The sequence below is a fragment of the Cobetia sp. genome (assembly GCF_983723665.1).
In genome coordinates this window covers 1-23,379 of sequence record NZ_CFDJES010000045.1, presented here as the reverse complement: position 1 = coordinate 23,379, position 23,379 = coordinate 1, and the positions used below count along the sequence as shown (strand labels likewise).

General features: G+C 63.3%; 18 protein-coding genes and 1 pseudogene. 17 read left to right on the top strand and 2 right to left on the bottom strand.

Annotated elements, in window-relative coordinates:
* Together glnD and map are read right to left on the bottom strand one after the other, a co-directional pair.
* The coding region (gene glnD, locus AC4FAH_RS06615; RefSeq protein WP_490245788.1) for a [protein-PII] uridylyltransferase at positions 1 to 2,482 on the bottom strand (2,482 nt) is incomplete at its 3' end.
* Positions 2,483 to 2,487: 5 nt separating this feature from the next.
* Positions 2,488 to 3,279, bottom strand: coding sequence for a type I methionyl aminopeptidase (map, locus tag AC4FAH_RS06610; protein ID WP_043333030.1), 792 nt, complete (start codon positions 3,277 to 3,279; stop codon positions 2,488 to 2,490).
* Between the two features lie 315 nt (positions 3,280 to 3,594).
* Here map and rpsB point away from each other — a divergent pair, with 315 nt between their 5' ends.
* The 17 genes and pseudogenes from rpsB to AC4FAH_RS06525 form a co-directional block, all read left to right on the top strand.
* The gene (gene rpsB / locus AC4FAH_RS06605) at positions 3,595 to 4,329 is read left to right on the top strand and encodes a 30S ribosomal protein S2 (RefSeq protein ID WP_043333027.1); all 735 of its coding nucleotides are present in this window, start codon (positions 3,595 to 3,597) and stop codon (positions 4,327 to 4,329) included.
* A gap of 178 nt (positions 4,330 to 4,507) precedes the next feature.
* A complete protein-coding gene (gene tsf, locus AC4FAH_RS06600; protein ID WP_043333025.1) occupies positions 4,508 to 5,377 on the top strand; it encodes a translation elongation factor Ts in 870 nt (289 codons plus the stop codon).
* A 116-nt stretch (positions 5,378 to 5,493) separates the two neighbouring features.
* Positions 5,494 to 6,231, top strand: coding sequence for a UMP kinase (pyrH, locus tag AC4FAH_RS06595; protein WP_225347344.1), 738 nt, complete (start codon positions 5,494 to 5,496; stop codon positions 6,229 to 6,231).
* A 4-nt stretch (positions 6,232 to 6,235) separates the two neighbouring features.
* A complete protein-coding gene (gene frr / locus AC4FAH_RS06590; protein WP_043333023.1) occupies positions 6,236 to 6,793 on the top strand; it encodes a ribosome recycling factor in 558 nt (185 codons plus the stop codon).
* Positions 6,794 to 6,847: 54 nt separating this feature from the next.
* Positions 6,848 to 7,591, top strand: coding sequence for a polyprenyl diphosphate synthase (gene uppS / locus AC4FAH_RS06585; RefSeq protein WP_043333020.1), 744 nt, complete (start codon positions 6,848 to 6,850; stop codon positions 7,589 to 7,591).
* On the top strand, positions 7,591 to 8,394 hold the full coding sequence (locus AC4FAH_RS06580) for a phosphatidate cytidylyltransferase (protein ID WP_054556524.1): 804 nt from the start codon (positions 7,591 to 7,593) through the stop codon (positions 8,392 to 8,394). Before uppS ends, AC4FAH_RS06580 begins: the two co-directional genes overlap by 1 nt.
* A 53-nt stretch (positions 8,395 to 8,447) precedes the next feature.
* Positions 8,448 to 9,650, top strand: a complete 1,203-nt coding sequence (ispC, locus tag AC4FAH_RS06575) for a 1-deoxy-D-xylulose-5-phosphate reductoisomerase (protein ID WP_490245789.1) — start codon at positions 8,448 to 8,450, stop codon at positions 9,648 to 9,650.
* A gap of 88 nt (positions 9,651 to 9,738) precedes the next feature.
* Positions 9,739 to 11,094 (top strand): sigma E protease regulator RseP, encoded by a 1,356-nt coding sequence (rseP, locus tag AC4FAH_RS06570; protein ID WP_043333016.1) that lies wholly within the window; start codon positions 9,739 to 9,741, stop codon positions 11,092 to 11,094.
* 245 nt (positions 11,095 to 11,339) lie between these two features.
* Positions 11,340 to 13,676, top strand: a complete 2,337-nt coding sequence (gene bamA / locus AC4FAH_RS06565; RefSeq protein ID WP_172978726.1) for an outer membrane protein assembly factor BamA — start codon at positions 11,340 to 11,342, stop codon at positions 13,674 to 13,676.
* A gap of 145 nt (positions 13,677 to 13,821) precedes the next feature.
* A complete protein-coding gene (locus tag AC4FAH_RS06560) occupies positions 13,822 to 14,334 on the top strand; it encodes an OmpH/Skp family outer membrane protein (protein WP_043333014.1) in 513 nt (170 codons plus the stop codon).
* Positions 14,335 to 14,426: 92 nt separating this feature from the next.
* Positions 14,427 to 15,464: a UDP-3-O-(3-hydroxymyristoyl)glucosamine N-acyltransferase gene (gene lpxD / locus AC4FAH_RS06555; protein ID WP_225347342.1), complete on the top strand. Its 1,038-nt coding sequence runs from the start codon at positions 14,427 to 14,429 to the stop codon at positions 15,462 to 15,464.
* A gap of 193 nt (positions 15,465 to 15,657) precedes the next feature.
* Entirely contained in the window at positions 15,658 to 16,101 is a 444-nt protein-coding gene (fabZ, locus tag AC4FAH_RS06550; protein ID WP_043333010.1) for a 3-hydroxyacyl-ACP dehydratase FabZ, read from the top strand.
* Complete coding sequence (lpxA, locus tag AC4FAH_RS06545; RefSeq protein ID WP_043333008.1) at positions 16,098 to 16,865, top strand: acyl-ACP--UDP-N-acetylglucosamine O-acyltransferase; 768 nt, start codon at positions 16,098 to 16,100, stop codon at positions 16,863 to 16,865. The genes fabZ and lpxA overlap by 4 nt, the downstream gene beginning before the upstream one ends.
* A 2-nt stretch (positions 16,866 to 16,867) precedes the next feature.
* A complete protein-coding gene (gene lpxB / locus AC4FAH_RS06540) occupies positions 16,868 to 18,019 on the top strand; it encodes a lipid-A-disaccharide synthase (RefSeq protein WP_225347341.1) in 1,152 nt (383 codons plus the stop codon).
* A 101-nt stretch (positions 18,020 to 18,120) separates the two neighbouring features.
* A pseudogene (gene rnhB / locus AC4FAH_RS06535) lies at positions 18,121 to 18,765 on the top strand (ribonuclease HII); the annotation flags it as partial.
* A 371-nt stretch (positions 18,766 to 19,136) separates the two neighbouring features.
* Positions 19,137 to 22,637, top strand: a complete 3,501-nt coding sequence (gene dnaE, locus AC4FAH_RS06530) for a DNA polymerase III subunit alpha (RefSeq protein ID WP_054556522.1) — start codon at positions 19,137 to 19,139, stop codon at positions 22,635 to 22,637.
* Between the two features lie 276 nt (positions 22,638 to 22,913).
* Positions 22,914 to 23,379: Clp protease/crotonase-like domain-containing protein (locus AC4FAH_RS06525; RefSeq protein ID WP_490245787.1), on the top strand; the 466-nt coding region annotated here is incomplete at its 3' end.

Below are 23,379 nucleotides of genomic sequence, written 5' to 3'. Positions count from 1 at the left end.
CGCTGCGGCCGTTGGTGTAGTCCTGACTCAGCGTGATGCGCGGCGCGATGCGGAAATGCTTGAGCTGGCGCGGCGTATGGCGATTGACGATCACCGAGTAGTCGTCCGGGTCATCCAGCTCTTCGACCAGATGGGTGCGGATATCGGCCAGACGTGCGGCGTCGCGGATCGGCTCGCCGTCATCGTCGAGCAGGATGAAGGTGTTGAGCGTCCAGTTGTGGCTGGAGGTGGCGATGCGTGCATCGTGGATCGAGAGCCCCAGCTGCTCCAGCGCCGCGGCAGTGGCCGCGAACAGGTTGTCCACCGAGCGAGTGTGGATGAAGACCTTGGTGCCGCCTTCGGTCATCTCCTCGGTGGGCGCGCTGGTCAGTACCAGCGGCAGCGGCTCGCCATGCTCGTCGAGCTGCGGGGCTGCCTGGCGCGCGAGGATCCCCTGGGTGTGCCAGGCCACCTCGCTGGGGGCATAGCGCACGAAGTAGTCGTCGCCGAGGCTGGCCCACAGCGCCTCGGCGTCAGTGCGGGTGGTGCCCATGCCGGCCAGCAGGGACAGCGCTTCCTCACGGGTCTCGGTGATCCACTCGTGGCGCTCCGGCGGATGCTCGAGGCCACGGCGCAGCGCCCGGCGCGTCTCCATGTGCAGCTGGCGCAGCAATGCCGCACGCCAGCCGTTCCACAGCGACGGGTTGGTGGCGTTGATGTCGGCCACCGTCAGCACGTAGAGATAATCGAGGTGCGTCTCGTCACCGACGATCTCGGCGAAGCGGGTGATGATCTCGGGGTCGGCGATGTCCTGCTTCTGCGCGGTCATCGACATCAGCAGGTGGTGGCGCACCAGCCAGCTCAGGGTGCGGGTGTCGCGCGGGCTGAGGTCATGACGGCGCGCGAAGTCCTCGACTTCCTCGGCACCGATCTCGGAGTGGTCGCCGCCACGGCCCTTGCCGATGTCGTGATAGAGCCCGGCGATCCACAGCAGCTCCAGCTTGGGCAGCTCGCGGATCAGGGTCGCGGCGACCGGGAATTCCTCCTCGGCATCGGGGGCACGGAATTCCTGGGCTACCTTGAGCAGGCGCAGGGTATGCGCATCGACGGTGTAGACGTGGAAGAGGTCGTGCTGCATCAGCCCCACGGCACGCCCGAAGGCCGGCAGGTACTTGCCGAGGATGCCGTAGCGCGCCATGCGCTTGAGTACGCGGGGCACGTTGCCGCCGCAGCGCATCAGCTCCATGAACAGGCTCTGGTGGCGCACGTCGTCGCGGAAGGCGTCGTCGATCTGGTGGCGATGATCGCGCAGTGCGCGGATGGTGTCGGCGCGCACACCCTCGATCTCCGGGTGCTGCGCCATCAGCAGGAACAGCTCCAGCAGCGCGGCGGGGCGGCGGCGGAACACGCCTTCCTCGCGCAGGCTGATGTAGCCGCTGCGGATCTCGAAGCGCGGATTGAGCGGTACGATGTTGACCGGCTCGTCATGACGCAGGATGGCCTCGTCGAAGTGCTGCAGCAGCATGTCGTTGAGGCCCGCCAGGGCGGTGACGTGGCGGTAGTAGCGCTTCATGAACTGCTCGACCGCCAGATGCTCGGGCGTGTCGCGGAAGCCGAACAGCTCGGCGATGGTGCGCTGGTGGTCGAACAGCAGCCGGTCCTCGGCGCGTCCGGCCAGCATGTGCAGCGCGAAGCGCACCTGCCACAGGAAGGCCTGGCCCTGGCTGAGAATGCGCAGTTCGGCATCATTCATGAAGCCCAGCGCGACCAGATTGTCGTAGCGCTCGACCCCGAAGTGGCGCTTGGCGACCCAGCCGATCATCTGGATATCGCGCAGGCCGCCGGGCGACGACTTGATGTTGGGTTCGAGGTGATATTCGGTGTTGGCGAACTTGTGGTGGCGAGCGATCTGCTCCTGCCACTTGGCCTCGAAGAAGGCTTCGGCCGGCCACAGACGGTCGGTGGCCAGACGTTCGCGCATGGCCTCGCGCAGCCGCTGAGGGCCGGCGATGACACGGGATTCCAGCAGGTTGGTGATCACGGTGACATCGGCGCGTGCCTCACGCTCGCAGTCACTCAGCGAGCGCACGGACTGGCCGATCTCGAGACCGATGTCCCACAGGAAGGTGATGAAGTCGGACAGCGCCTCACGATAGGGCGTGTCGTCGTCCTGCTCCAGCAACAGCAGCAGGTCGATGTCGGAATGCGGGTGCAGCTCGCCGCGGCCGTAGCCGCCCACGGCGAGCAGGGCGATGCCGTCATCCGGCCAGGTCTGGCGCTGCCAGGCGATGGCCAGCAGGCGATCGATGGCGCGGGCACGACCATGGATGAGGTCGCGGATGTCGGCGCCCGCCTTGAAGCGAGCCTCGAGACGCTCCTGTACCTGTGCCAGAGCCCGCTTGAACAGCGGGATGGGTGTCTTCGTCGTGGCCAGCTCGCCGTCGAAGGTGACGGCATCGTAGAGCGCTTCACGCTCGACGAAGTGATAGTGGTGCAGGAGCATCTTGATCAACCCTCGAGGAAGGAGAGGTCCTCTTCCGTGCGACGTGTCAGCACCTCGACGCCGGTGGCGGTGACCAGCAGGGTGTGCTCCCACTGGGCCGAGAGGCTCTTGTCCTTGGTGACGGCTGTCCAGTCGTCCTTGAGGACCTTCACCTTGTAGCCACCGACATTGACCATCGGCTCGATGGTCAGGCACATGCCTTCCAGAAGCTCGGCGTCGGCACGGGCTTCGTAGCCGTCATAGTGCAGCACCTGCGGGTCTTCATGGAAGCCGGCGCCGATGCCGTGGCCGCAGAAGTCACGCACGACACTGTAGCCTGCCGCTTCGGCATGCTTCTGGATCGCGCGACCGATTTCTGACAGGCGTACGCCCGGGCGTACCAGCTCGATGCCTTTATAGAGGCATTCCTGGGTGACGCGGCACAGACGCTCGGCCTGGATGCTCGGCTCGCCGACGATGTACATCTTCGAGGTGTCGCCGTGATAGCCGTCCTTGATCACGGTGATGTCGATGTTGAGGATGTCGCCTTTCTTGAGCTTCTTGTTGTCATCGGGGATGCCGTGACAGACCACGTGATTGATCGAGGTGCAGATCGATTTCGGGAAGCCGTGGTAGTTGAGCGGCGCCGGAATGCAGCCCTGAACTTCGGTGATGTGGTGGTGCGCGATGCGGTTGAGCTCGCCCGTGGTGACGCCGGGACGGACATGCTCGTCGAGCAGCTCCAGCACTTCAGCCGCCAGACGGCCGGCGACGCGCATCTTGTCGATTTCTTCAGCTGTCTTGATGGGAATGTTCATGAGGACTCGAGGCAGGAGATAAGAGGGATGAAACGCCGCCAGGCCGCGCGTGACGGGGGAATGGCGCGACGCATCGCATGCCGCGTCGGGCAGTGGCGACTTCATATCGTGGTCGAGCTATGGTATAAAGCCGCGCGCTTTCCTGCAAATTCTCCTCGATCGGCCACCTCCGGGCGCCTGGCCGAGGCGAGATTGAAGGACTGACGTACATAACCCCAATCCACACACGTTCCGTCACATGGTCCCGGGTGCCGCGCAAGCGGTCGGATCCATGGGGGACGTGGAGGCCCAACCCGATATCCAGGAGATATTCACATGGCGCAAGTCAACATGCGCGATCTGCTCAAGGCAGGCGCACACTTCGGTCACCAGACCAAGTACTGGAACCCGAAGATGTCCAAGTTCATCTTCGGCGCTCGCAACAAGATCCACATCATCAACCTCGAGCACACCCTGCCGGCGCTGAACGAAGCCGTGTCAGTGGTCGAGAAGATGGCTGCCAATGGCAACAAGATCATGTTCGTGGGCACCAAGCGCGCTGCCGGCAAGATCATCAAGGAAGAAGCTCGCAAGGCTGGCCAGCCGTACGTCAACCATCGCTGGTTGGGCGGCATGCTGACCAACTTCAAGACCATCCGTCAGTCCATCAAGCGCCTGCGTGAAATCGAGCAGATGCATGAAGACGGTACCTTCGCGAAGCTGACCAAGAAAGAAGTCCTGATGGCCACTCGTGAGCAGGACAAGCTCGAGCGCTCCATCGGCGGTATCAAGGACATGGGCGGCCTGCCGGACGCAATGTTCGTGATCGACGTTGACCACGAGCGCATCGCGATCAACGAAGCCAACAAGCTGGGCATCCCGGTCATCGGCGTCGTCGATACCAACTCCAACCCGGACGGCGTGGACTACGTCATCCCGGGTAACGATGACTCCATCCGCGCCATCCAGATCTATGTCCAGGCAATTGCAGGCGCCTGTGGCAAGAACAAGGAAGAAGAGCTGGCCGGTGAGTTCGTCGAAACTGCTTCTGAAGAAGACGCAGCAGAGTGATCCTGGCGGCTTGATCTGACTGTCACAAACGCTGCGCTACACTAAGTGCGGCATGGCCTAGCCAGGTGGCAGTCAGGTCAGGCAATGAGGGGGCCACGGCCCCCTTATTTGCGACCGTTCAGCGGTCGTGACCGAATTCCCGTATTCAAAGACGTCGACACGACAGAGGTTTCATCCCATGGCAGCTATCAGCGCATCTATGGTCAAGGAACTGCGTGAGCGTACTGCGCTCGGCATGATGGAATGCAAGAAGGCTCTTACCGAAGCCGGTGGCGACATCGAGCTGGCGATCGAGAACCTGCGCAAGAACTCCGGCCTGAAGGCCGCCAAGAAAGCTGGCCGCGTGGCCGCTGAAGGCGCCATCGTCATCAAGGTCGCCGACGACGCCAGCTACGGCGTGATGGTCGAAATCAACTCCGAGACCGACTTCGTCGCTCGTGATGACAATTTCAAGGCCTTCACCCAGCTGATCGCCGATCGTGTGTTCGCTACCAAGAACACCGACATCGCTTCCCTGATGGAAGGCGAGCTGGAAGACACCCGTGGTCAGCTGGTTCAGAAGATCGGTGAGAACATCTCCGTTCGTCGTGCCGAGCTGGTCGAAGCGCCGGCTGGCGGCGTCGTCGGTGGCTACGTCCACGGCGGCCGCATCGCTGCGCTGACCCTGCTGAACGGCGGTACTGGTGAAGCAGCCAAGGACGTCTCCATGCACGTCGCAGCCGTCAACCCGGTCTGTGCACGTCCGTCCGACATGCCGCAGGAACAGATGGACGCTGAAAAGGCCATCATCCTTGCTCAGCCGGACATGGCAGGCAAGCCGGCGGAAATCGCCGAGAAGATGTCCCAGGGTCGTCTGAAGAAGTACCTGGCTGAGAACAGCCTGACCGAACAGCCGTTCGTCAAGGATCCGAACCAGACCGTCGCCGAGTTCGTCAAGGCAGCCGGTGGTGAAGTGGTATCCTTCGTACGCATGGAAGTCGGTGAAGGTATCGAGAAGGAAGAAGTCGACTTCGCAGCTGAAGTCCGTGAGCAGGCCAGCCGCGCGTAAGGGCTGACTGTTTTCGCTTCTCATGATGGCGTGCGCATAGTCGCACGCCATCGTGTATCTGGCCCCCGCCTTCGGGCCGCCCCGTTCCCCGTATGTCAGTATCAGGAGAGATTCGCATGGCCACCATTTCCGCTGAACGCAATGCCAAGTACAAGCGCATACTGCTCAAGCTTTCCGGTGAGGCCCTGATGGGCGATGGCGATTTCGGCATCGACCCCAAGGTGCTGGATCGCATGGCGCTGGAAATCGGTCAGCTGGTGGGCATCGGCGTCCAGGTCGGCATCGTCATCGGTGGCGGCAACCTGTTCCGTGGCGCAGCCCTGCAGGAAGTCGGCATGGAGCGTGTGACCGGTGACCATATGGGCATGCTGGCGACCGTGATGAATGGTCTGGCGCTGCGTGATGCGCTGGAGCGCTCCAACATCCGTTCACGCGTGATGTCTGCCATCCCGATGAGTGGCGTGGTAGAACATTATGATCGCCGTACCGCCATCCGTTATCTGACGTCTGGCGATGTGGTCATCTTCTCCGCCGGTACCGGCAACCCGTTCTTCACCACCGATTCCGCTGCCTGTCTGCGCGGTATCGAGATCGACGCGGATGCCGTCATCAAGGCAACCAAGGTGGATGGTGTCTACGACAAGGACCCGGTCAAGTTCCCGGATGCCGTGAAGTACGACAGCCTCAGCTACGATGATGCGCTGGACCAGAAGCTTGGCGTGATGGATTTGACCGCCATCTGCCTGGTACGTGACCATGACATGCCGGTGCGGGTGTTCAACATGAACAAGGCAGGCGCGCTGCTCAACCTGGTGGTGGGTGGCAAGGAAGGCACGCTGATTGATAGAGGGTAAGACTGTGATCAACGACATCAAGAAAGACGCCGAATCACGCATGAAGAAGACCATCGAGTCCCTCGGTGCCGCCTTCGGCAAGATCCGTACGGGTCGTGCGCATCCCAGCATCCTGGATGCCGTGACGGTCGATTACTATGGTAGCCAGGTACCGCTGAATCAGGTGGCCAACATCACCACCGAAGATGCGCGCACCCTGACTGTCGTGCCGTGGGAAAAGCCCATGGTGCCGAAGGTCGAGAAGGCCATCATGACTTCTGACCTGGGTCTCAACCCGTCCACCGCCGGTGACGTGATTCGCGTCCCGATGCCGATGCTGACGGAAGAGACGCGTCGCGGTTACACCAAGCAGGCGCGTGCAGAAGCGGAAAACGCCCGCGTGGCGCTCCGCAATGTGCGTCGTGACGCCAATGGCGACATCAAGAGCCTGCTCAAGGACAAGGACATCTCCGAAGACGATGCACGTCGCGGAGAAGACGAGATCCAGAAGCTGACCGACAAGTATGTGGCGGAAGTCGACAGTGCTCTGGAGCACAAGGAAACCGACCTGATGCAGGTCTGATCGGGTCTGCCGCCGGCGTTTGCCGGCGGCATCCGGTGCTCGTAGCGAGACCCCATGACGTCACCGAATTCCCCCTCCACGCCACGCCATGTGGCGATCATCATGGACGGCAACAACCGCTGGGCGAAGTCCCGCGGCTGGGCTGGCATACGCGGCCATCGCGCCGGTGCCGAAACCGTCCGCAGTACCATCCGTCGCGCTGCCGAGCAGGGCGTGGAAGTGCTGACCCTGTTTGCCTTCTCCAGTGAGAACTGGAAGCGCCCGGCCAATGAAGTCAGTGCGCTGATGGAGCTGTTTCTGCTGGCGCTCAAGCGCGAGGTCAAGAAGCTTCATCGCCACGATATCCGACTCTCGGTCATCGGCGAGCGCAGTCGTTTTTCCAATTCGATTCAAAAGCATATCCAGAGCGCCGAAGACATGACGCGCGGCAATCGCGGCATGCACGTGGTGATCTGCGCCAATTATGGCGGCCGTTGGGATATCGCCGAGGCCGCCCGCCGTCTGGCGGAGCAGGTCGAGCGCGGCGAGCTCAAGGCCGCGGACATCGACGAGTCACGTCTCGGGGCGGAAGTGTGCCTGAGCGAACTGCCGGAGGTGGATCTGTGTATCCGCACCAGCGGTGAGCAGCGCATCTCCAACTTCCTGATCTGGCAGCTGGCCTATGCCGAGTTCTATTTCTCGCCCGTGCTGTGGCCTGATTTCGATGCGGCCGCCTTCGATGAAGCGCTCAGCGCCTACGCCCTGCGTCAGCGTCGTTATGGCATGACCAGCGAACAACTCGACGCCGAGGGGCTCTAGTGCTCAGACAACGAATCATCACCGCGCTCATTCTCGCGCCGCTGGCGCTGTGGGGGCTGTTCGGCCTCGACGGTGCTGCCTTTGCCACCTTCACCGGCGCTGTCGTCGCGTTGGCCGCCTGGGAGTGGTCCAACCTGTCTGGCGTGCGTGCCGGCATGGCGCGCCTGCTGTTCCCGCTGGTGCTCAGCGTGCTGATGCTGCTGGTCTGGCAGTTCGATGGCGCTCTTGCGCGTTGGCCGCTGTATCTGGCCGCACTGGCATGGCTGGTCAATCTGCGTTGGGTGATGCGCTATCCGGCCGCCAGTCAGGAATGGCAGGCGACCGGCGTGCGGCTGGGCGTCGGCGTGCTGGCACTGCTGCCGACCTGGTTCGGCTTCGTGCAGCTCAAGGCCAGTGGCGGCGAGTGGCTGCTGTATGTGCTGCTGATGGTGTGGGCGGCGGATATCGGTGCCTACTTCTCCGGCAAGCGCTTCGGCAAGCGCAAGCTGGCGCCGCGCGTCAGCCCGGGCAAGTCCTGGGAGGGCGTCTATGGTGGTCTGGTGGCCACCGGCCTGCTGGCGACCGGCTATGCGCTGGCGGGGCTGGCCGACTGGCTGCCGCTGCTGCTGGTCACGCTGGGCGTGACCGCCGTCTCGGTGCTGGGTGACCTGCTCGAGAGCATGTTCAAGCGCCAGCGTCAGATGAAGGACTCAAGCCATCTGCTGCCCGGTCATGGTGGCGTGATGGACCGCATCGACAGCCTGACCGCGGCGGTGCCGCTGTTTGCCCTGTTGTTGCCGTGGGTGCTGGGAGGTGGTGCGTGAGCACGAATGTGAACGTGAGCGTGAACCACGAGACTCCTCATGAGGCGCCTGCGTTGCAGCGCATCACCATCCTCGGCGCGACCGGCTCCATCGGGTCCAGCACCCTGGATGTGATCGCGCGCCATCCCGAGCGCTATCGGGTGCATGCGCTCAGCGCTGCCACGCGTCACGAGGCGCTGCTGGAGCTGTGCCTGACGCATCGCCCGCAGGTGGCGGTGATCGCCTCGTGCGAGGCGGCTGCGTGGCTCAGTGAGGCGCTCAAGGGCGTCGAGAGCTATCAGGGCACGCCCATCGAGGTACGCCATGGTGAGCAGGCGCTGGTCGACATCAGCGAGGCGCCTGAAGTCGATAGCGTGATGGCCGCCATCGTCGGTGCGGCTGGCCTGTTGCCGACGCTGGCGGCGGTGCGAGCCGGCAAGCGCGTGCTGCTGGCCAACAAGGAAGCGCTGGTGTGTGCCGGGCAGCTGTTCATGGATGCGGTGAAGCAGCACGGGGCGACCCTGCTGCCGATCGATTCCGAGCACAATGCCATCTTCCAGTGCCTGCCGGCCCAGCATCGTGATGGCCTGGCGTCGATCGGCGTCGAGAAGCTGTTGCTGACCGCCTCCGGCGGCCCGTTCCGCGATGATGCCGAATGGCCTGCCGAGCGGCTGGCCACGGTGACACCGGACGAAGCTTGCGCGCACCCCAACTGGTCGATGGGGCGCAAGATTTCCGTCGATAGCGCCACCCTGATGAACAAGGGCCTGGAGCTGATCGAGGCCTGCTGGCTGTTCGCCTGCGGGCCGGACGACATCCAGGTGGTCGTGCATCCCCAGAGCGTGATTCACTCGATGGCGGCCTACAGTGACGGCTCGGTGCTGGCCCAGATGGGCAATCCGGACATGCGTACGCCGATCGCCTATGCGCTGGCGTGGCCGGAGCGTATCGATGCCGGCGTCGAGCCGCTGGACCTGTTTCAGGTCGCGCGCCTCGATTTCCGTGCCGCCGACGAGACGCGCTTCCCGTGTCTGCGGCTGGCGCGCGAGGCCATCGCGGCAGGCGGCACCTGGCCTGCGGTGATGAATGCCGCCAACGAGGTGGCAGTGGCCGCCTTCCTCGAGGGTCGCCTGGCCTTCGATCGAATCCCGGCAGTGGTGCAGGCCGTCATGCAGGCGCGTCCGCCACTGGCGGTGGATGGCCTCGAGGTGATTCTCGCCGAAGACGCGGCGGCGCGTGAGCTGGCTGCCGCCGAGTTGGCCCTCGCCGGGCCCTGAAATCCTATCTTGCACTGTCTTGTCACTTTCTTCGTGAGCGTTGCAAGGCAGGCTGCCCATCTCGGGCACCAATCTCCAGGAGCGCGTGATGGGTGTGATCCAGAATATTCTTGCCGTGATCGTCGTGTTGGGGGTGTTGATCACCATCCATGAGTACGGTCATTTCTGGGTCGCGCGTCGTTGCGGCATCAAGGTGCTGCGCTTCTCCATCGGCTTCGGCAAACCCTTCTGGTCGTGGACCGATCGCCACGGCACCGAGTACGGGGTCGCCGCCATCCCGCTGGGTGGCTACGTCAAGATGCTGGATGAGCGCGAAGGGCCGGTCGATCCGGCCGAGCGTCATCTGGCCTTCAATACCAAGTCGGTGTGGAAGCGTATCGCCGTCGTCTCGGCGGGCCCGCTGGCCAACTTCCTGCTGGCCATCGTCGCCTACTGGGCGCTGTTCGTCGCCGGTACCACCACGGTGGTGCCGATGGTCGGTGCCGTGGCGCCGGACTCGCCGGCTGGCCGCGCCGGCCTTGCGCCGAAGACCGAGATCGTCGCCATCAATGGTCAGGCCACTCCCTCGTGGGATGAGGTCAACCTGCGCTTGATCGGTGCGATCGGCGATGACAGCCTGACGCTCACCACACGTGCCGAGGGTGCCAGCGCCACGCGTGAGCAGTCCCTCGACGTGACACGCTTCCTGGTCGATCAGGACCCGCCGCGTCCGCTGGTGACGCTGGGCATCACGGCCTGGCGTCCTCAGTTGCCGGCGGTGCTGGGGCGGGTGCTGGACGGTGGTGCCGCCCAGGCGGCAGGCCTGCAGGCCGGTGACCGCATCGTCAGCATCGATGGCACCCTGGTGGTCGACTGGATCGATTTCGTCGAGCGTGTGCGCGGTGCGCCGGGTGAGACGCTGTCGGTACTGGTGGCACGTGATGGTAAGGAAGAGACACTGTCACTGACACCTGCCAGCAATTCGCTCGATGACGGGCGTGTGGTGGGGCAGGTCGGTGCCGGCGTCGAGAACGTCAGCTGGCCCGAGCAGTATCAGCGCGAGCTCAGCTTCGGGCCGCTGGCGGCCGTCGGGCAGGCCGTCGGCAAGACCGGCGAGATGACGGTGCTGACGCTGGATTCGATCCGCAAGATGCTGGTCGGTCTGATCGCACCGTCCAATCTGTCTGGCCCGATCACCATCGCGCGTATCGCCGGCGACACGGCGCGCTCCGGCCTCGAGGCCTTCCTCGGCTTCATGGCCTATCTCTCCATCAGCCTGGGTGTCCTCAACCTGCTGCCGATTCCGGTGCTGGATGGCGGTCACCTGCTGTTCTATCTGGTGGAAGCCGTGCGCGGCAAACCACTTTCGCAAGAGGTCCAGAATGCGGGGCTGAAGATCGGCATGGCGCTGGTCGGTTCCCTCATGCTGATGGCCATCTACTTCGATCTCATGCGTCTTTGGTGACGGATTCGGGGAGTCATCAGCACGTGATGGCTCCCGCAGGATGAACCGAATCTGAACTGTCGATGCCCATGGGGGTCAATTCATTGCACGGGCTGGTCAATGCGATCAACTCCCGTCATCATGCCCACACGACTTCGGCCCCGATTGCCGATCCTCACTCGTAGCTGTCTTGTCAGTTGCAGGGGGTTGTGTATAAGGTGCCTGTTCACCCAAGCGGGCGGAATCCAGAGAAGCGAAGCGACTGCATGAAACTCAAGACCATTGGATTGGCAGCTGCGCTGCTCGGGGCCAGTCAGGGCGCCTTGGCCGCATCTTTTAAAATTTCGGACATCCGGGTAGAGGGCCTCCAGCGCGTGTCTGCGGGCACCGTCTTCAACGCCTTCCCCGTCTCCGCGGATCAGAATGTGGAAGAAGAGGACCTGTCCTCGGCTGCGCGTCAGCTGTTCGATACGGGCCTGTTCGACGACATCCGCCTCAAGCGTGATGGCGATGTCCTGATCATCGATGTGGTCGAGCGCCCGACGATCTCCAAGATCGAGATTGACGGCAACTCGCAGATTCCCGACGAAGACCTGCGCAAGGGCCTCAAGGAAGCAGGGCTGGCCGAGGGTCAGGTTCTGCAGCGCTCCACGCTGGAAGAGATGCAGCGTGAGCTCGAGCGTGTCTACCAGGCTCAGGGCCGCTACAGCGCGCGTATCGAGACCTCCGTCGAGGAACTCGAGCGCAACCGCGTACAGGTCAACATCGACGTCAAGGAAGGCGCGATCGCCAAGATTCATCAGATCAACATCGTCGGCAACGATGCCTTCGATGACGAGACCCTGCGCGAACAGCTGGAGCTGGAAGACAAGCCGAGCTGGTTCTTCGGCTGGTTCTCCGATGATGAATACTCGCGGGAGAAGCTGACCGGCGATATCGAGACCCTCAAGTCCTGGTATCTCGATCGCGGTTACGTCAACTTCCAGGTGCGCTCGACCCAGGTGTCCATCTCGCCGGACAAGTCCGAGATCTTCGTCACCATCAACGTCGATGAAGGCAAGCCGTACAAGATCGGCAATATCGGCTTTGCCGGTGACCTGAAGATGAAGGAAGAGCGCGCCCGCGATCTGGTCAAGCTCGCCCCGGATGCCCTCTATTCCCAGCGTGATGTGACTGCTTCCAGCGAGGCGCTGCGCCAGGCACTGGGTGCCGACGGCTTCGCCTTCGCCAAGGTCAACGCGGTGCCGGAGGTCAACGAAGAGAGCGACACCGTCGATCTGACCTTCGCGGTCGACCCCGGCAAGCGGGCCTACGTGCGTCGCATCAACTTCAAGGGCAACACCACCACTGCAGACGAAGTGCTGCGTCGTGAGATGACCCAGCTGGAAGGTGCACCGGCCTCCACCGACAAGATCAAGCAGTCCAAGCAGAAGCTTGAGCGCCTCGGCTTCTTCAAGCAGGTCGATGTCGACACGCGTCCTGTCGCCGGCGAGCCGGACCAGCTGGACGTCAACTACAACGTCGAGGAGCAGCCGTCAGGCTCGATCTCGGCGTCGGTCGGTTTCTCCCAGGGTGACGGTGTCATCTACGGGGTGGGCCTGTCGCAGAAGAACTTCCTGGGTACCGGTAACGAAGTCAACATCAACGCCCAGAAATCGGATGACTACACCAACGTCAGCTTCGGCTATACCGACCCGTACTGGACGCTGGATGGCATCTCGCGCGGCTACAACATGTTCTACCGCAAGGTGGACTACGACGATGATGACGACGTCGCCAGCTACGCGACCGACAGCTTCGGTGGCGGGATCAACTTCGGTTACCCGATCAACGAGCTGTCACGTCTGAACTTCGGCGGCGGTTACGAGTTCGTGCGCGTCAAGGACTTCGACGACAGCCCGGCGGAGGTCACGCAGTTCATCGAGGATGAAGGCGAAGACTTCAACCTCTACAAGCTGACGGCCAGCTGGTCTCGCAACAACCTCAACCGTGGCATCCTGCCCACGGCGGGCAGCTCTCAGCTGCTGTCGTTGGAAGTGGCGGTGCCGGGCTCCGATGCGGATTACTACAAGCTCCGCTACAAGGGGTCCAAGTTCTTCGAGCTGAGTCAGGACTGGTCACTCAAGTTCCGTACCGAGCTGGGCTATGCCAACTCGTTCTCCGGCGATACCTATCCGTTCTTCAAGAACTTCTATGCCGGCGGTCTGGGCAGCGTGCGTGGCTACAGCTCCAATACCCTGGGGCAGGCCACCACCGAACAGAACGATGGTGACGACGATACCATCGGCGGCAACATCCTGATCGAAGGTGGGGTGGACCTGATCTTCCCGATGCCCTTCATCAAGGACAAGCGCTCTGTGCAGCCGTCGTTCTTCGTCGATGCCGGTAACACCTATCTGACGTCGTGCTACGACGTGAGCTCCAGTGACACCAGCAGCTGTGAAAGCGGTGTCGACCTGGGCGAGCTGAATTACAGTGCCGGTATCGGCCTGTCGTGGATCACGCCGGTGGGCCCGCTGACCTTCAGTGTCGCCCAGCCGATCGGTGACGATGACGATGATGACACCGAGATCTTCCAGTTCTCGCTGGGCCAGACCTTCTAAGGCCGTACGAGGCCGCACCCGCTTGAGCCGGTGCGGCCTTCGTCACGACCACCGGCGGCGCTGTCCCTGTTCCGTCGCCGGTCCTCGCACCGTCGGTCGCTGAGTCATCAGTGACTGAACAACAGGCCTACAAGGAGTTTGTGTGATGCGTAAATTGACCCGCGCCCTGTGTCTGGCTGGTGGCCTTGCCGCCATGGCGACTCCGATGCTGGCACAGGCCACCGAAGTCGCGGTCCTCGACTGGCGCCAGGCGCTGTTGAGTTCCGACTCGGCCAAGATTTCCATGAACCAGCTCAAGAATCAGCTGGCCGGCAAGCAGGACCAGGCCAAGGCACTCGCCAAGGAACTGGAATCCCTGCAGGCCAAGCTGCAGAAGGACGGCGCCGTGATGTCCGATTCCGAGCGTCAGTCCGTGCAGCAGCAGCTGCGCCAGAAGGGCGGCCAGTTCCAGCAGCTGCGTGGCCAGGTCCAGCAGCAGCAGCAACAGGCGGAGCAGACCTTCCTCAAGCAGTCCAAGCCGAAGCTCGACAAGGCCATCCAGCAGGTCGTCGACAAGCATGGCATCGAGCTGCTGGTCGACCGCAATGCGACGGTCTACAGCAAGGACGGTATGGACCTGACCAATGAAGTGACTCAGGTGTTCAACTCGCTCAACTGAGTGCATCCCGCGCGCGCAAGCGTGCGGGATGTGTTGCATCCGAGCATGCCAACGCGAATGCGAGCCAGAGGCGCTCAGCGCCCAGAGACAGAATGAAAAAGCGACAATTCTCTTACACTCTCGAGGATCTGGCTCAGCGGCTGGGCGCTCGTCTCGTCGGTGACCCGGCTGTCCGGGTCACCGGCCTGTCGACGCTGGTCGATGCTGAGCCCGGCGATATCGCCTTCCTCGCCAATCGCGCCTACCTCAAGTATCTCGGGGAAACCGCCGCGACTGCCGTGCTGCTGCATGAAAGCCATCTTGAAGAGTGCAAGGGCAATGCCCTCGTGCTGGACAATCCGTATCTGGCCTACGCTGAGCTGTCGCGTCTGTTCGATCCGCTGGCGGTCGAGCCTCAGGCGAGCGTGCACGCCAGTGCCGTCATCGACGAGACCGCAACCCTGGGGGCCAATGTCGAGGTCGGCCCGCAGGTCGTTATCGGCCCGGGCGTCAGCATCGGCGACAACACGCGCATTCACGCGGGTTGCGTGATCGGGGCTGACAGCATGCTGGGCGAGGGCTGTCTGCTGCACCCCAATGTCACGCTCTATCATGGCGTGGTGATCGGGGCGCGTGCGGTACTCCACAGCAGCTGCGTGATCGGCGCCGATGGCTTCGGCTTTGCCCACGATGGCAAGGGCTGGCACAAGATCGCCCAGCTCGGCGGCGTGCTGATCGGCGATGATGTCGAAGTCGGCAGCTGCACCAGCATCGATCGTGGCGCGCTCGGCGACACCATCATCGGCAATGACGTCAAGATCGACTCCCAGGTCCAGATCGCGCACAACGTGCAGATCGGTGACCACTCGGCGCTGGCGGGCTGTGTCGGCATCGCCGGCTCCACCAAGGTCGGTCGCTACTGTCTGATGGGCGGCGGTGTGGGTCTGGCGGGCCACCTGGAGATCGCCGATGGCGTGCAGGTGACCGGCATGAGTCTGGTGACCAACTCCATCACCAAGCCGGGCGTCTATTCCTCCGGCACTGGCGCGATGGACAACGGCCTGTGGCGCAGAAATGCCGTACGTTTCAAGCAGTTGGATCAGTTGGCGCGACGCTTGAATCAGGTCGAGAAGAGTTTGAAGGACAAGTAGTACTGCAAGCCCGGGTAGTACCTGTCCAGAGCAGAGTCTCGCACCTGCTTGGCGCACTGTCGGGCAATGAGCGGCTGCCAGCCACGCGCAAGGACGCTATAATGCGCGCCATTGCCCGAACGGCGGTCCGGACCGTCATTACATGCCTGCCCGCGAGCGGCAGGCATTTCGTTATTTCAGAGGTTGCAAGCCAATGGTTATGGACGTCAACGAGATCCGTGAGTATCTCCCGCACCGCTATCCTTTCCTGCTGATCGATCGTGTCATGGACCTGACCCTTGGCGAGTTCATCGTCGCGCGCAAGAACGTCAGCATCAATGAGCCGTTCTTCAATGGTCACTTCCCGGAGCACCCGATCATGCCGGGCGTTCTGATCGTGGAAGCCATGGCTCAGGCGGCGGGTATTCTCGGCTTCAAGACCGTCGACAAACGTCCCGCCGATGGCTACATCTATTATCTCGTCGGAAGCGACAATGTGCGCTTCAAGCGCCCGGTGATGCCGGGTGACCAGCTCGAGATCAGCGCCCGCGTGCTGCGCGAGAAGCGTGGCATCTGGAAATTCGCCTGTCAGGCCAAGGTCGACGGCGATCTGGTCTGCGAGGCCGAAATCATCTGTGCCGAGAGGAAGGTCGCTTGATACATCCTACTGCCATTGTCGATCCCGGCGCCCGCCTGGCCGATGATGTCGAGGTCGGCCCGTTCTGCGTGATCGGGGCTGATGTCGAGATCGGCGCTGGCACGGTGGTGGGGCCGCATGTCGTCATCAAGGGCACCACCGTCATCGGTGAGCGCAACCGTATCTTCCAGTTCGCGTCAGTGGGCGAGGACTGTCAGGACAAGAAGTACGCCGGTGAGCCGACGCGTCTGGAAATCGGGGATGACAACGTCATCCGCGAGGGCGTGACCCTGCATCGCGGCACCGTCCAGGATGCCAGTCTCACGCGTATCGGCAGTCGCAACCTGTTCATGGCCTACTCGCATGTCGGCCATGACTGCATCATCGGTGACGACTGCATCATGGCCAATCAGGCGACGCTGGGTGGCCATGTCCATCTCGGCAACCACGTCATTCTGGGTGGCCTGTCGGCGGTGCATCAGTTCTGCCATATCGGCGAACATGCCATGGCGGGTGGTGGCTCCATCATCACCAAGGACATCGCGGCCTTCGTGATGGTCAATGGCCATCCGGCGGAAGCGCATGGCCTCAACAGCGTCGGCCTCAAGCGTCGTGGTTTCAGCCGCGAGACCATCTCCGCGCTGAACACGGCCTACAAGACGGTCTTCCGTCAGGGTCTGACGCTGGCCCAGGCCCTCGAGCAGCTGGAAGCCGAGCCGCCGCTGGCCGAGCGCGATGTCTTCATCGCCTCGCTCAAGGCGTCCACTCGCGGTCTGACTCGCTGAGCATGCGCATCTACCTGGTAGCCGGTGAGCTCTCCGGTGACATCCTCGGTGCCAGCCTGATGCACGCGCTCAAGGCGCGCTATCCCGATGTCGAGTTCCGTGGCATCGGCGGCCCGCGCATGCAGGCCGAGGGCTTCGACAGCCTCTATCCGCTGGAAACGCTGTCGGTGATGGGGCTGGTCGAGGTGCTCAAGCATCTGCCGGCGCTGATCAAGGTGCGTCGCCATCTGTTGCGCGACGCCCTTGAGTGGCAACCCGACGTGATGATCGGCATCGATGCCCCGGACTTCAATCTGGGGCTCGAGCTGCGCCTGCGCAAGCAGGGCATCACCACCGCGCACTACGTCAGCCCCTCCGTGTGGGCCTGGCGTCAGGGGCGCGTGAAGACCATTCGGCGCGCCGTCGATCGCATGCTGACCTTCCTGCCCTTCGAGGCCGCCTTCTATCGTGAGCATCAGGTGCCGGTGACCTTCGTCGGTCATCCGCTGGCCGATGAGTTGCCGCTCGAGGATGATCGCGCTGCTGCCCGTGGACAGTTGGGGATCGACCCGGAAGTGCAGCTGCTGGCGGTGTTGCCGGGCTCCCGCGCCAACGAGATCCGCTTTCTCGGCGAGACCTTCCTGGCCGCCATCGAGCGTCTCTGTCAGCGTTATCCCGGCCTTGAGGTGGTGATCCCGGCGGCCACGCCGCTGCGGCGCACCGAGCTCGAGTCCCTGATGGCGGAGCGCGCAGGGCTGGATCGCAGCCGCATCCATCTGGTGGATGGCCAATCGCGTGAAGCGATGACCGCCGCCGATGCCGTGCTGCTGGCATCCGGCACGGCGGCGCTCGAATGCCTGCTCTGTCATCGTCCGATGGTGGTGGCCTATCGCATGGCGCCGATGACGCATCGCATCGCGCGGCATATGGTCAAGACCGAGTGGATTTCCCTGCCCAATCTGATCGCCCGCGAGACGCTGGTGCCGGAGCTGATCCAGGACGCCGCCACGCCGGAGTCCATCGAGGAAAGCCTTGCGCCATTGCTGTCGCGTGCCGCCGGTGACGTCGCCCGCCAACGAGAACTGCGTGAGCGTTTCACCGCCATGCATCGTGAACTGACCTGTGATGCCAGCGCCGCGGCCGCCATCGCCATCGGTGAACTGGCCGGACGCTGATCCCGCGTGTCGCCGCCAGACATTGCGCTACCCTTGATTGAATCACCTCGACAGGCAGATCGCATTGGCGCTCTGCCTGTTGTCTTACGCCTCGAGATATCATGACCGACTCTGCCGACAGCCACGTCACCACGCCTTCTGCGCGCAAGCGTAAACCCGCCGATGATTTTCCGCCGCTGGTGATTCCCTATCAGGGGCAGTTGCTGGCCGGTATCGATGAGGTCGGGCGTGGGCCGCTGGTCGGCCCGGTGGTGGCGGCAGCGGTGATTCTGGACCCGAATGACCCCATCGAGGGCATCACGGACTCCAAGAAGCTCAGCGAGAAGAAGCGTCTGGCCCTCTACGAGCAGATTCGGGCCCGTGCCTGGGCGTGGGCGATCGCCGAGGCCACCAGCGACGAGATCGATGAGCTGAACATCTATCAGGCCACGCACCTGGCCATGCGGCGCGCCATCGATGCACTGGGCGTGCGCCCGGAATACCTGCTGGTGGATGGCAATCGCCTGCCGGGACACGACATCCCCGGCATGGCGGTGGTGAAGGGCGACCTGCGCCACGCTGCCATCGGCGCGGCTTCGATTCTGGCCAAGGTGCATCGTGATGCCCAGATGGCGGCGCTGGATTCACACTTCCCCGCCTATGGCTTCGCGCGTCACAAGGGCTACCCGACCCGCGAGCATCAGGCCGCCATCGAGGAACATGGCATCCTCACCTTGCATCGCAAGAGCTTCGGGCCGGTCAAGCGACTGTTCATGTCGGGGCACGTGCCACAGGCCGTGCCGCCGGACGCGCTGATTGCGCTTCCGGCCCCGCAGGCAGCGACGCCAGAGCCGAGCGTGACGTTGAGCGAGGCAAGCGAGCCGAGCCAGCAGCCCACGGCAAAAAAGCCGCCAGCCGTGGTCTGACTGATGCCAGTGAGACCACGGCATCCCCGTCAGTCGAGCCTGCCCGGGCGGATGCTGCGCCTTCAGATGCTATGCCTTCAGACGATGGCGCTGACAGGCTATCCTTGAAGCCCGAGCCTTCAGCCTCGCAGCCGCCGCCGGCACCCGCAGCGACGACAGCACCCGCCGCAACCGAATCCTTCACCGTCACGCCGACTTCACGAGCCGATTCCATGACCACGCCCTTTGTTCACCTGCGCGTTCACACCGAGTTCTCCCTCGTCGATGGTCTGCCCGGCGTCAAGCCGCTGATCAAGGCGACCGCCGCGGCGGGCCAGCCGGCTGTCGCGGTGACTGACGAGGCCAACCTGTTCGGGCTGGTCAAGTTCTACTCCAATGCGCGCGCTGCCGGCATCAAGCCGATCATCGGTGCCGACATGTGGCTGATCAATCCCCAGGATGCCACGCGCCCGTATCGCCTCACGCTGCTGGCGATGAACGACACCGGCTATCGCAACCTCACCGAGCTGATCTCGCGCGGCTGGACCGATGGCCAGAAGCAGGACCGCGCCTACCTCGAGAAACAGTGGATCTTCGAGCAGGCCGAGGGCCTGATCGTGCTGTCCGGTGGCCGTGAAGGCGAGATCGGCCGTCATCTGCTGTCGGACCACGAAGACAGCGCCCGGGCACTGCTCGGTGAGTGGAAGGCGGTGTTCGGGGATCGCTTCTATCTGGAGCTGACCCGCACTCAGCGTCAGTACGAGGAAGAGTGCTTGCACCTGTCGGTAGCGCTGGCCGAGGCCACCGATACGCCGGTGGTCGCCACCAATGATGTGCGCTTCCTCAAGCGCGAGGACTACTGGGCCCACGAGACGCGCGTCTCCATCGGCGAAGGCAAGGCGCTGGATGACCCGCGGCGCGAGACCCGCTACAGCGATGAGCAGTACCTGAAGAGCGCCGAGGAGATGAGCGAGCTGTTCTCCGACATTCCCGAAGCGCTCGAGAACAGTGTGCTGATCGCGGCGCGCTGCTCGGTGACCGTGCAGCTGGGCACCTACTTCCTGCCCGAGTTCCCTGTGCCGGAAGGCATGACGATGGACCAGTTCTTCCGCAAGGTCTCGCATGATGGCCTGACGGAGCGCCTCGACAAGCTGTATCCGCACGCCAGGCATCCGCGCGACAGCGAGGCCTGGGCCGAGATCGAGCAGCGCTACCGCACGCGGCTGGATTTCGAGCTCGACATCATCCTGCAGATGGGCTTCCCCGGTTACTTCCTGATCGTCATGGACTTCATCCAGTGGGGCAAGGACAACGGCGTGCCGGTCGGTCCGGGGCGTGGTTCCGGTGCCGGCTCGCTGGTGGCCTACGCCCAGAAGATAACCGATCTGGACCCGCTGGAATATGACCTGCTGTTCGAGCGCTTCCTGAACCCGGAACGTGTCTCGATGCCCGACTTTGACGTCGATTTCTGCATGGAGAAGCGTGACCGCGTGATCGATTACGTGGCCGAGCGCTACGGGCGCAACGCGGTCTCGCAGATCGTCACCTTCGGCACCATGGCCGCCAAGGCCGTGGTGCGTGACGTGGCGCGTGCCCAGGGCAAGCCTTACTCGCTGGGTGACAAGCTCTCCAAGCTGATTCCCTTCGAGGTCGGCATCACGCTCGAGAAGGCCATCGAGCAGGAGCCGCAGCTCAAGGAATTCATCGACAACGACGAGGAAGCCCAGGAAATCTGGGAGATGGCGCTCAAGCTCGAGGGCACCACGCGCGGCACCGGCAAGCACGCCGGGGGCGTGGTGATCGCGCCGACCAAGCTGACCGACTTCGCGCCGCTGCTGTGTGATGAAGATGGCAGCGGTCTGGTGGTCCAGTTCGACAAGAACGACGTCGAGGAGGCCGGGCTGGTCAAGTTCGACTTCCTGGGTCTGCGCACCCTGACCATCATCGACTGGGCGACCGAGATGGTCGACAAGATCCGTGAGCGGGAAGGGCTGGCGCCGCTGGATATCGATGACATCCCGCTGGATGATGCCAAGACCTTCGACATGCTGCAGAAGGCGGAGACGACGGCTGTCTTCCAGCTGGAATCCCGCGGCATGAAGGAGCTGATCAAGAAGCTCAAGCCCGACTGCTTGGAAGACATGATCGCCCTGGTGGCCCTGTTCCGTCCCGGCCCGCTGCAGTCCGGCATGGTGGATGACTTCATCAACCGCAAGCACGGTCGTTCCGAAGTGTCTTATCCACACCCGGATTACCAGCATGAGCTGCTCAAGCCGGTACTGGAGCCGACCTACGGCATCATCCTGTACCAGGAGCAGGTCATGCAGATCGCGCAGGTGCTGGCCGGCTATACGCTGGGTCAGGCCGACATGCTGCGCCGCGCGATGGGCAAGAAGAAGCCGGAAGAGATGGCCAAGCAGCGCGCCGGCTTCATGGAAGGCTGTGCGGGCAAGGGCATCGACAAGGACCTGGCCGGCAACATCTTCGACCTGGTGGAGAAATTCGCCGGTTACGGCTTCAACAAGTCGCACTCGGCGGCCTATGGCCTCGTCTCCTATCAGACAGGCTGGCTGAAGGCGCACTATCCGGGGCCGTTCATGGCCGCGGTAATCTCGACCGAGATGCAGACCATCGAGAAGGTGGTGCCGCTGATCGAGGAGTGCCGTCATATCGGTCTGACGGTCACGCCGCCGGATGTGAACATCGGCGGCTACAAGTTCACCGTCGACCTGGAAGGGCGCGTCGTCTACGGCCTGGGCGCCATCCGTGGCGTCGGCGAGGGCCCGATCGATGCTATCGTCAGCGCGCGCGCCGAGGGTGGCCCGTTCAGCGACATCTTCGATTTCTGCAAGCGCATCGACGCCAAGAAGATCAACAAGCGCACCCTGGAAGCGCTGATCCGCTCCGGCGCGCTGGACAACATCGGCCCGTCGCGTGCGGTGCTGATGCTGGCGGTGGAAGATGCGCTCAAGGCTGCCTCCCAGAATCACGCCAACAACGATGTCGGCATCACCGACATGTTCGGCGATGCCTTCAGCGAGCCGGAAACCGATGTCTACGCCGGCTATCGCAAGGCGCGCGAGTGGACCGACAAGGAGCGCCTCACCGGCGAGAAGGACACGCTGGGGCTCTATCTGACCGGCCATCCCATCGATGAGTATGAGGGTGAGCTCAAGCGCTTCATCAATGCGCGCATCAGTGACCTCAAGCCGTCGCGTGAGCCGCAGCGCATCGCCGGGCTGGTGATCGCCATGCGCACCATGAAGTCCAAGCGGGGCGACACCATGGCCTTCGTGACCCTGGATGACCGCACCGGACGCATCGAGGCCTCGATGTTCGGTGAGCTCTATGATCAGGTGCGCAACAAGCTGGTGCCTGACAGCGTGGTGATCGTCGAGGGCGAGGTCAGCCAGGATGACTATTCCGGTGGCCTGCGTCTGCGCGGCAAGGACGTCACGCCGATCATCGATGCGCGGGCGCGCTTCGGTGAGGCGGTCGAGATGAGTATCGCCGCCGAGGACATCGGCGGTCGCTTCACCCAGCAGCTGACCACCTTGCTGACGCCACACCTGGCCAGTGAAGGCCTGCCGATGCGCCTGCGTTATCGCAACGCCGCGGCGGAGGCCTGGCTGGAGCTGGGCGAGCAATGGCGCGTTGCGCCCAGTGATGAGTTGTTGATTCAGCTGGGTGAGGTGGAAGGCCAGCGCGGTGTGCGCCTCAAGTACCGTGACTGAGGTGCTGGCCCACCGGATGGTGCCTGCCTCGCCAAGCGGCGGGGCAGGCGTAGCAGCGAGATGAGCGGCGTGGGCGCAGAGTTAATCCACGCCTAACAGGCGGGCAAGGTTTGCACCTGTCGAACAGGGTGCGATAATGCCTGTCCATCTTTTCCGTACCCAATTCCATGCCGACTGTGACCGCCGCGAGCCACAGATCGCCTGAGCGTGTGCTCAGGGGGAGTGACCCGGCCGACTCGCTTTCCTGGCTGCCCGAGACGACGAACGAAACGCCTTATGAATCCCAATTATCTGGACTTTGAACAGCCGATCGCCGAGCTGCAGGCCAAGATCGAGGAACTCCGTCTGGTCGGTAACGACTCCCAGGTCAACCTGTCTGACGAGATCGCTCGCCTGCAGGAAAAGAGCACCAAGCTCACCGAGTCCATCTTCAAGGACCTCGGCGCCTGGCAGGTATCTCAGCTGGCACGTCACCCGCAGCGCCCGTATACCCTCGACTACCTCGAGAATCTGTTCACGGATTTCGATGAGCTGCACGGCGACCGTCACTACGCGGACGACGAAGCGCTGGTCGGCGGTATCGCGCGTCTCGACGACAAGCCGGTGATGGTGATCGGTCACCAGAAAGGCCGCGACGTGAAGGAAAAGGTGCGTCGCAACTTCGGCATGCCGCGTCCGGAAGGCTACCGCAAGGCCTGCCGTCTGATGGAGATGGCCGAGCGTTTCAAGATGCCGATCCTGA

Coding starts and splice junctions, on each gene's coding strand:
- map (WP_043333030.1), bottom strand. CDS start 3,279: ATGAACATTCCCATCAAGACAGCTGAAGAAATCGACAAGATGCGCGTC.
- rpsB (WP_043333027.1), top strand. CDS start 3,595: ATGGCGCAAGTCAACATGCGCGATCTGCTCAAGGCAGGCGCACACTTC.
- tsf (WP_043333025.1), top strand. CDS start 4,508: ATGGCAGCTATCAGCGCATCTATGGTCAAGGAACTGCGTGAGCGTACT.
- pyrH (WP_225347344.1), top strand. CDS start 5,494: ATGGCCACCATTTCCGCTGAACGCAATGCCAAGTACAAGCGCATACTG.
- uppS (WP_043333020.1), top strand. CDS start 6,848: ATGACGTCACCGAATTCCCCCTCCACGCCACGCCATGTGGCGATCATC.
- rseP (WP_043333016.1), top strand. CDS start 9,739: ATGGGTGTGATCCAGAATATTCTTGCCGTGATCGTCGTGTTGGGGGTG.
- bamA (WP_172978726.1), top strand. CDS start 11,340: ATGAAACTCAAGACCATTGGATTGGCAGCTGCGCTGCTCGGGGCCAGT.
- AC4FAH_RS06560 (WP_043333014.1), top strand. CDS start 13,822: ATGCGTAAATTGACCCGCGCCCTGTGTCTGGCTGGTGGCCTTGCCGCC.
- lpxD (WP_225347342.1), top strand. CDS start 14,427: ATGAAAAAGCGACAATTCTCTTACACTCTCGAGGATCTGGCTCAGCGG.
- fabZ (WP_043333010.1), top strand. CDS start 15,658: ATGGTTATGGACGTCAACGAGATCCGTGAGTATCTCCCGCACCGCTAT.
- lpxB (WP_225347341.1), top strand. CDS start 16,868: ATGCGCATCTACCTGGTAGCCGGTGAGCTCTCCGGTGACATCCTCGGT.
- dnaE (WP_054556522.1), top strand. CDS start 19,137: ATGACCACGCCCTTTGTTCACCTGCGCGTTCACACCGAGTTCTCCCTC.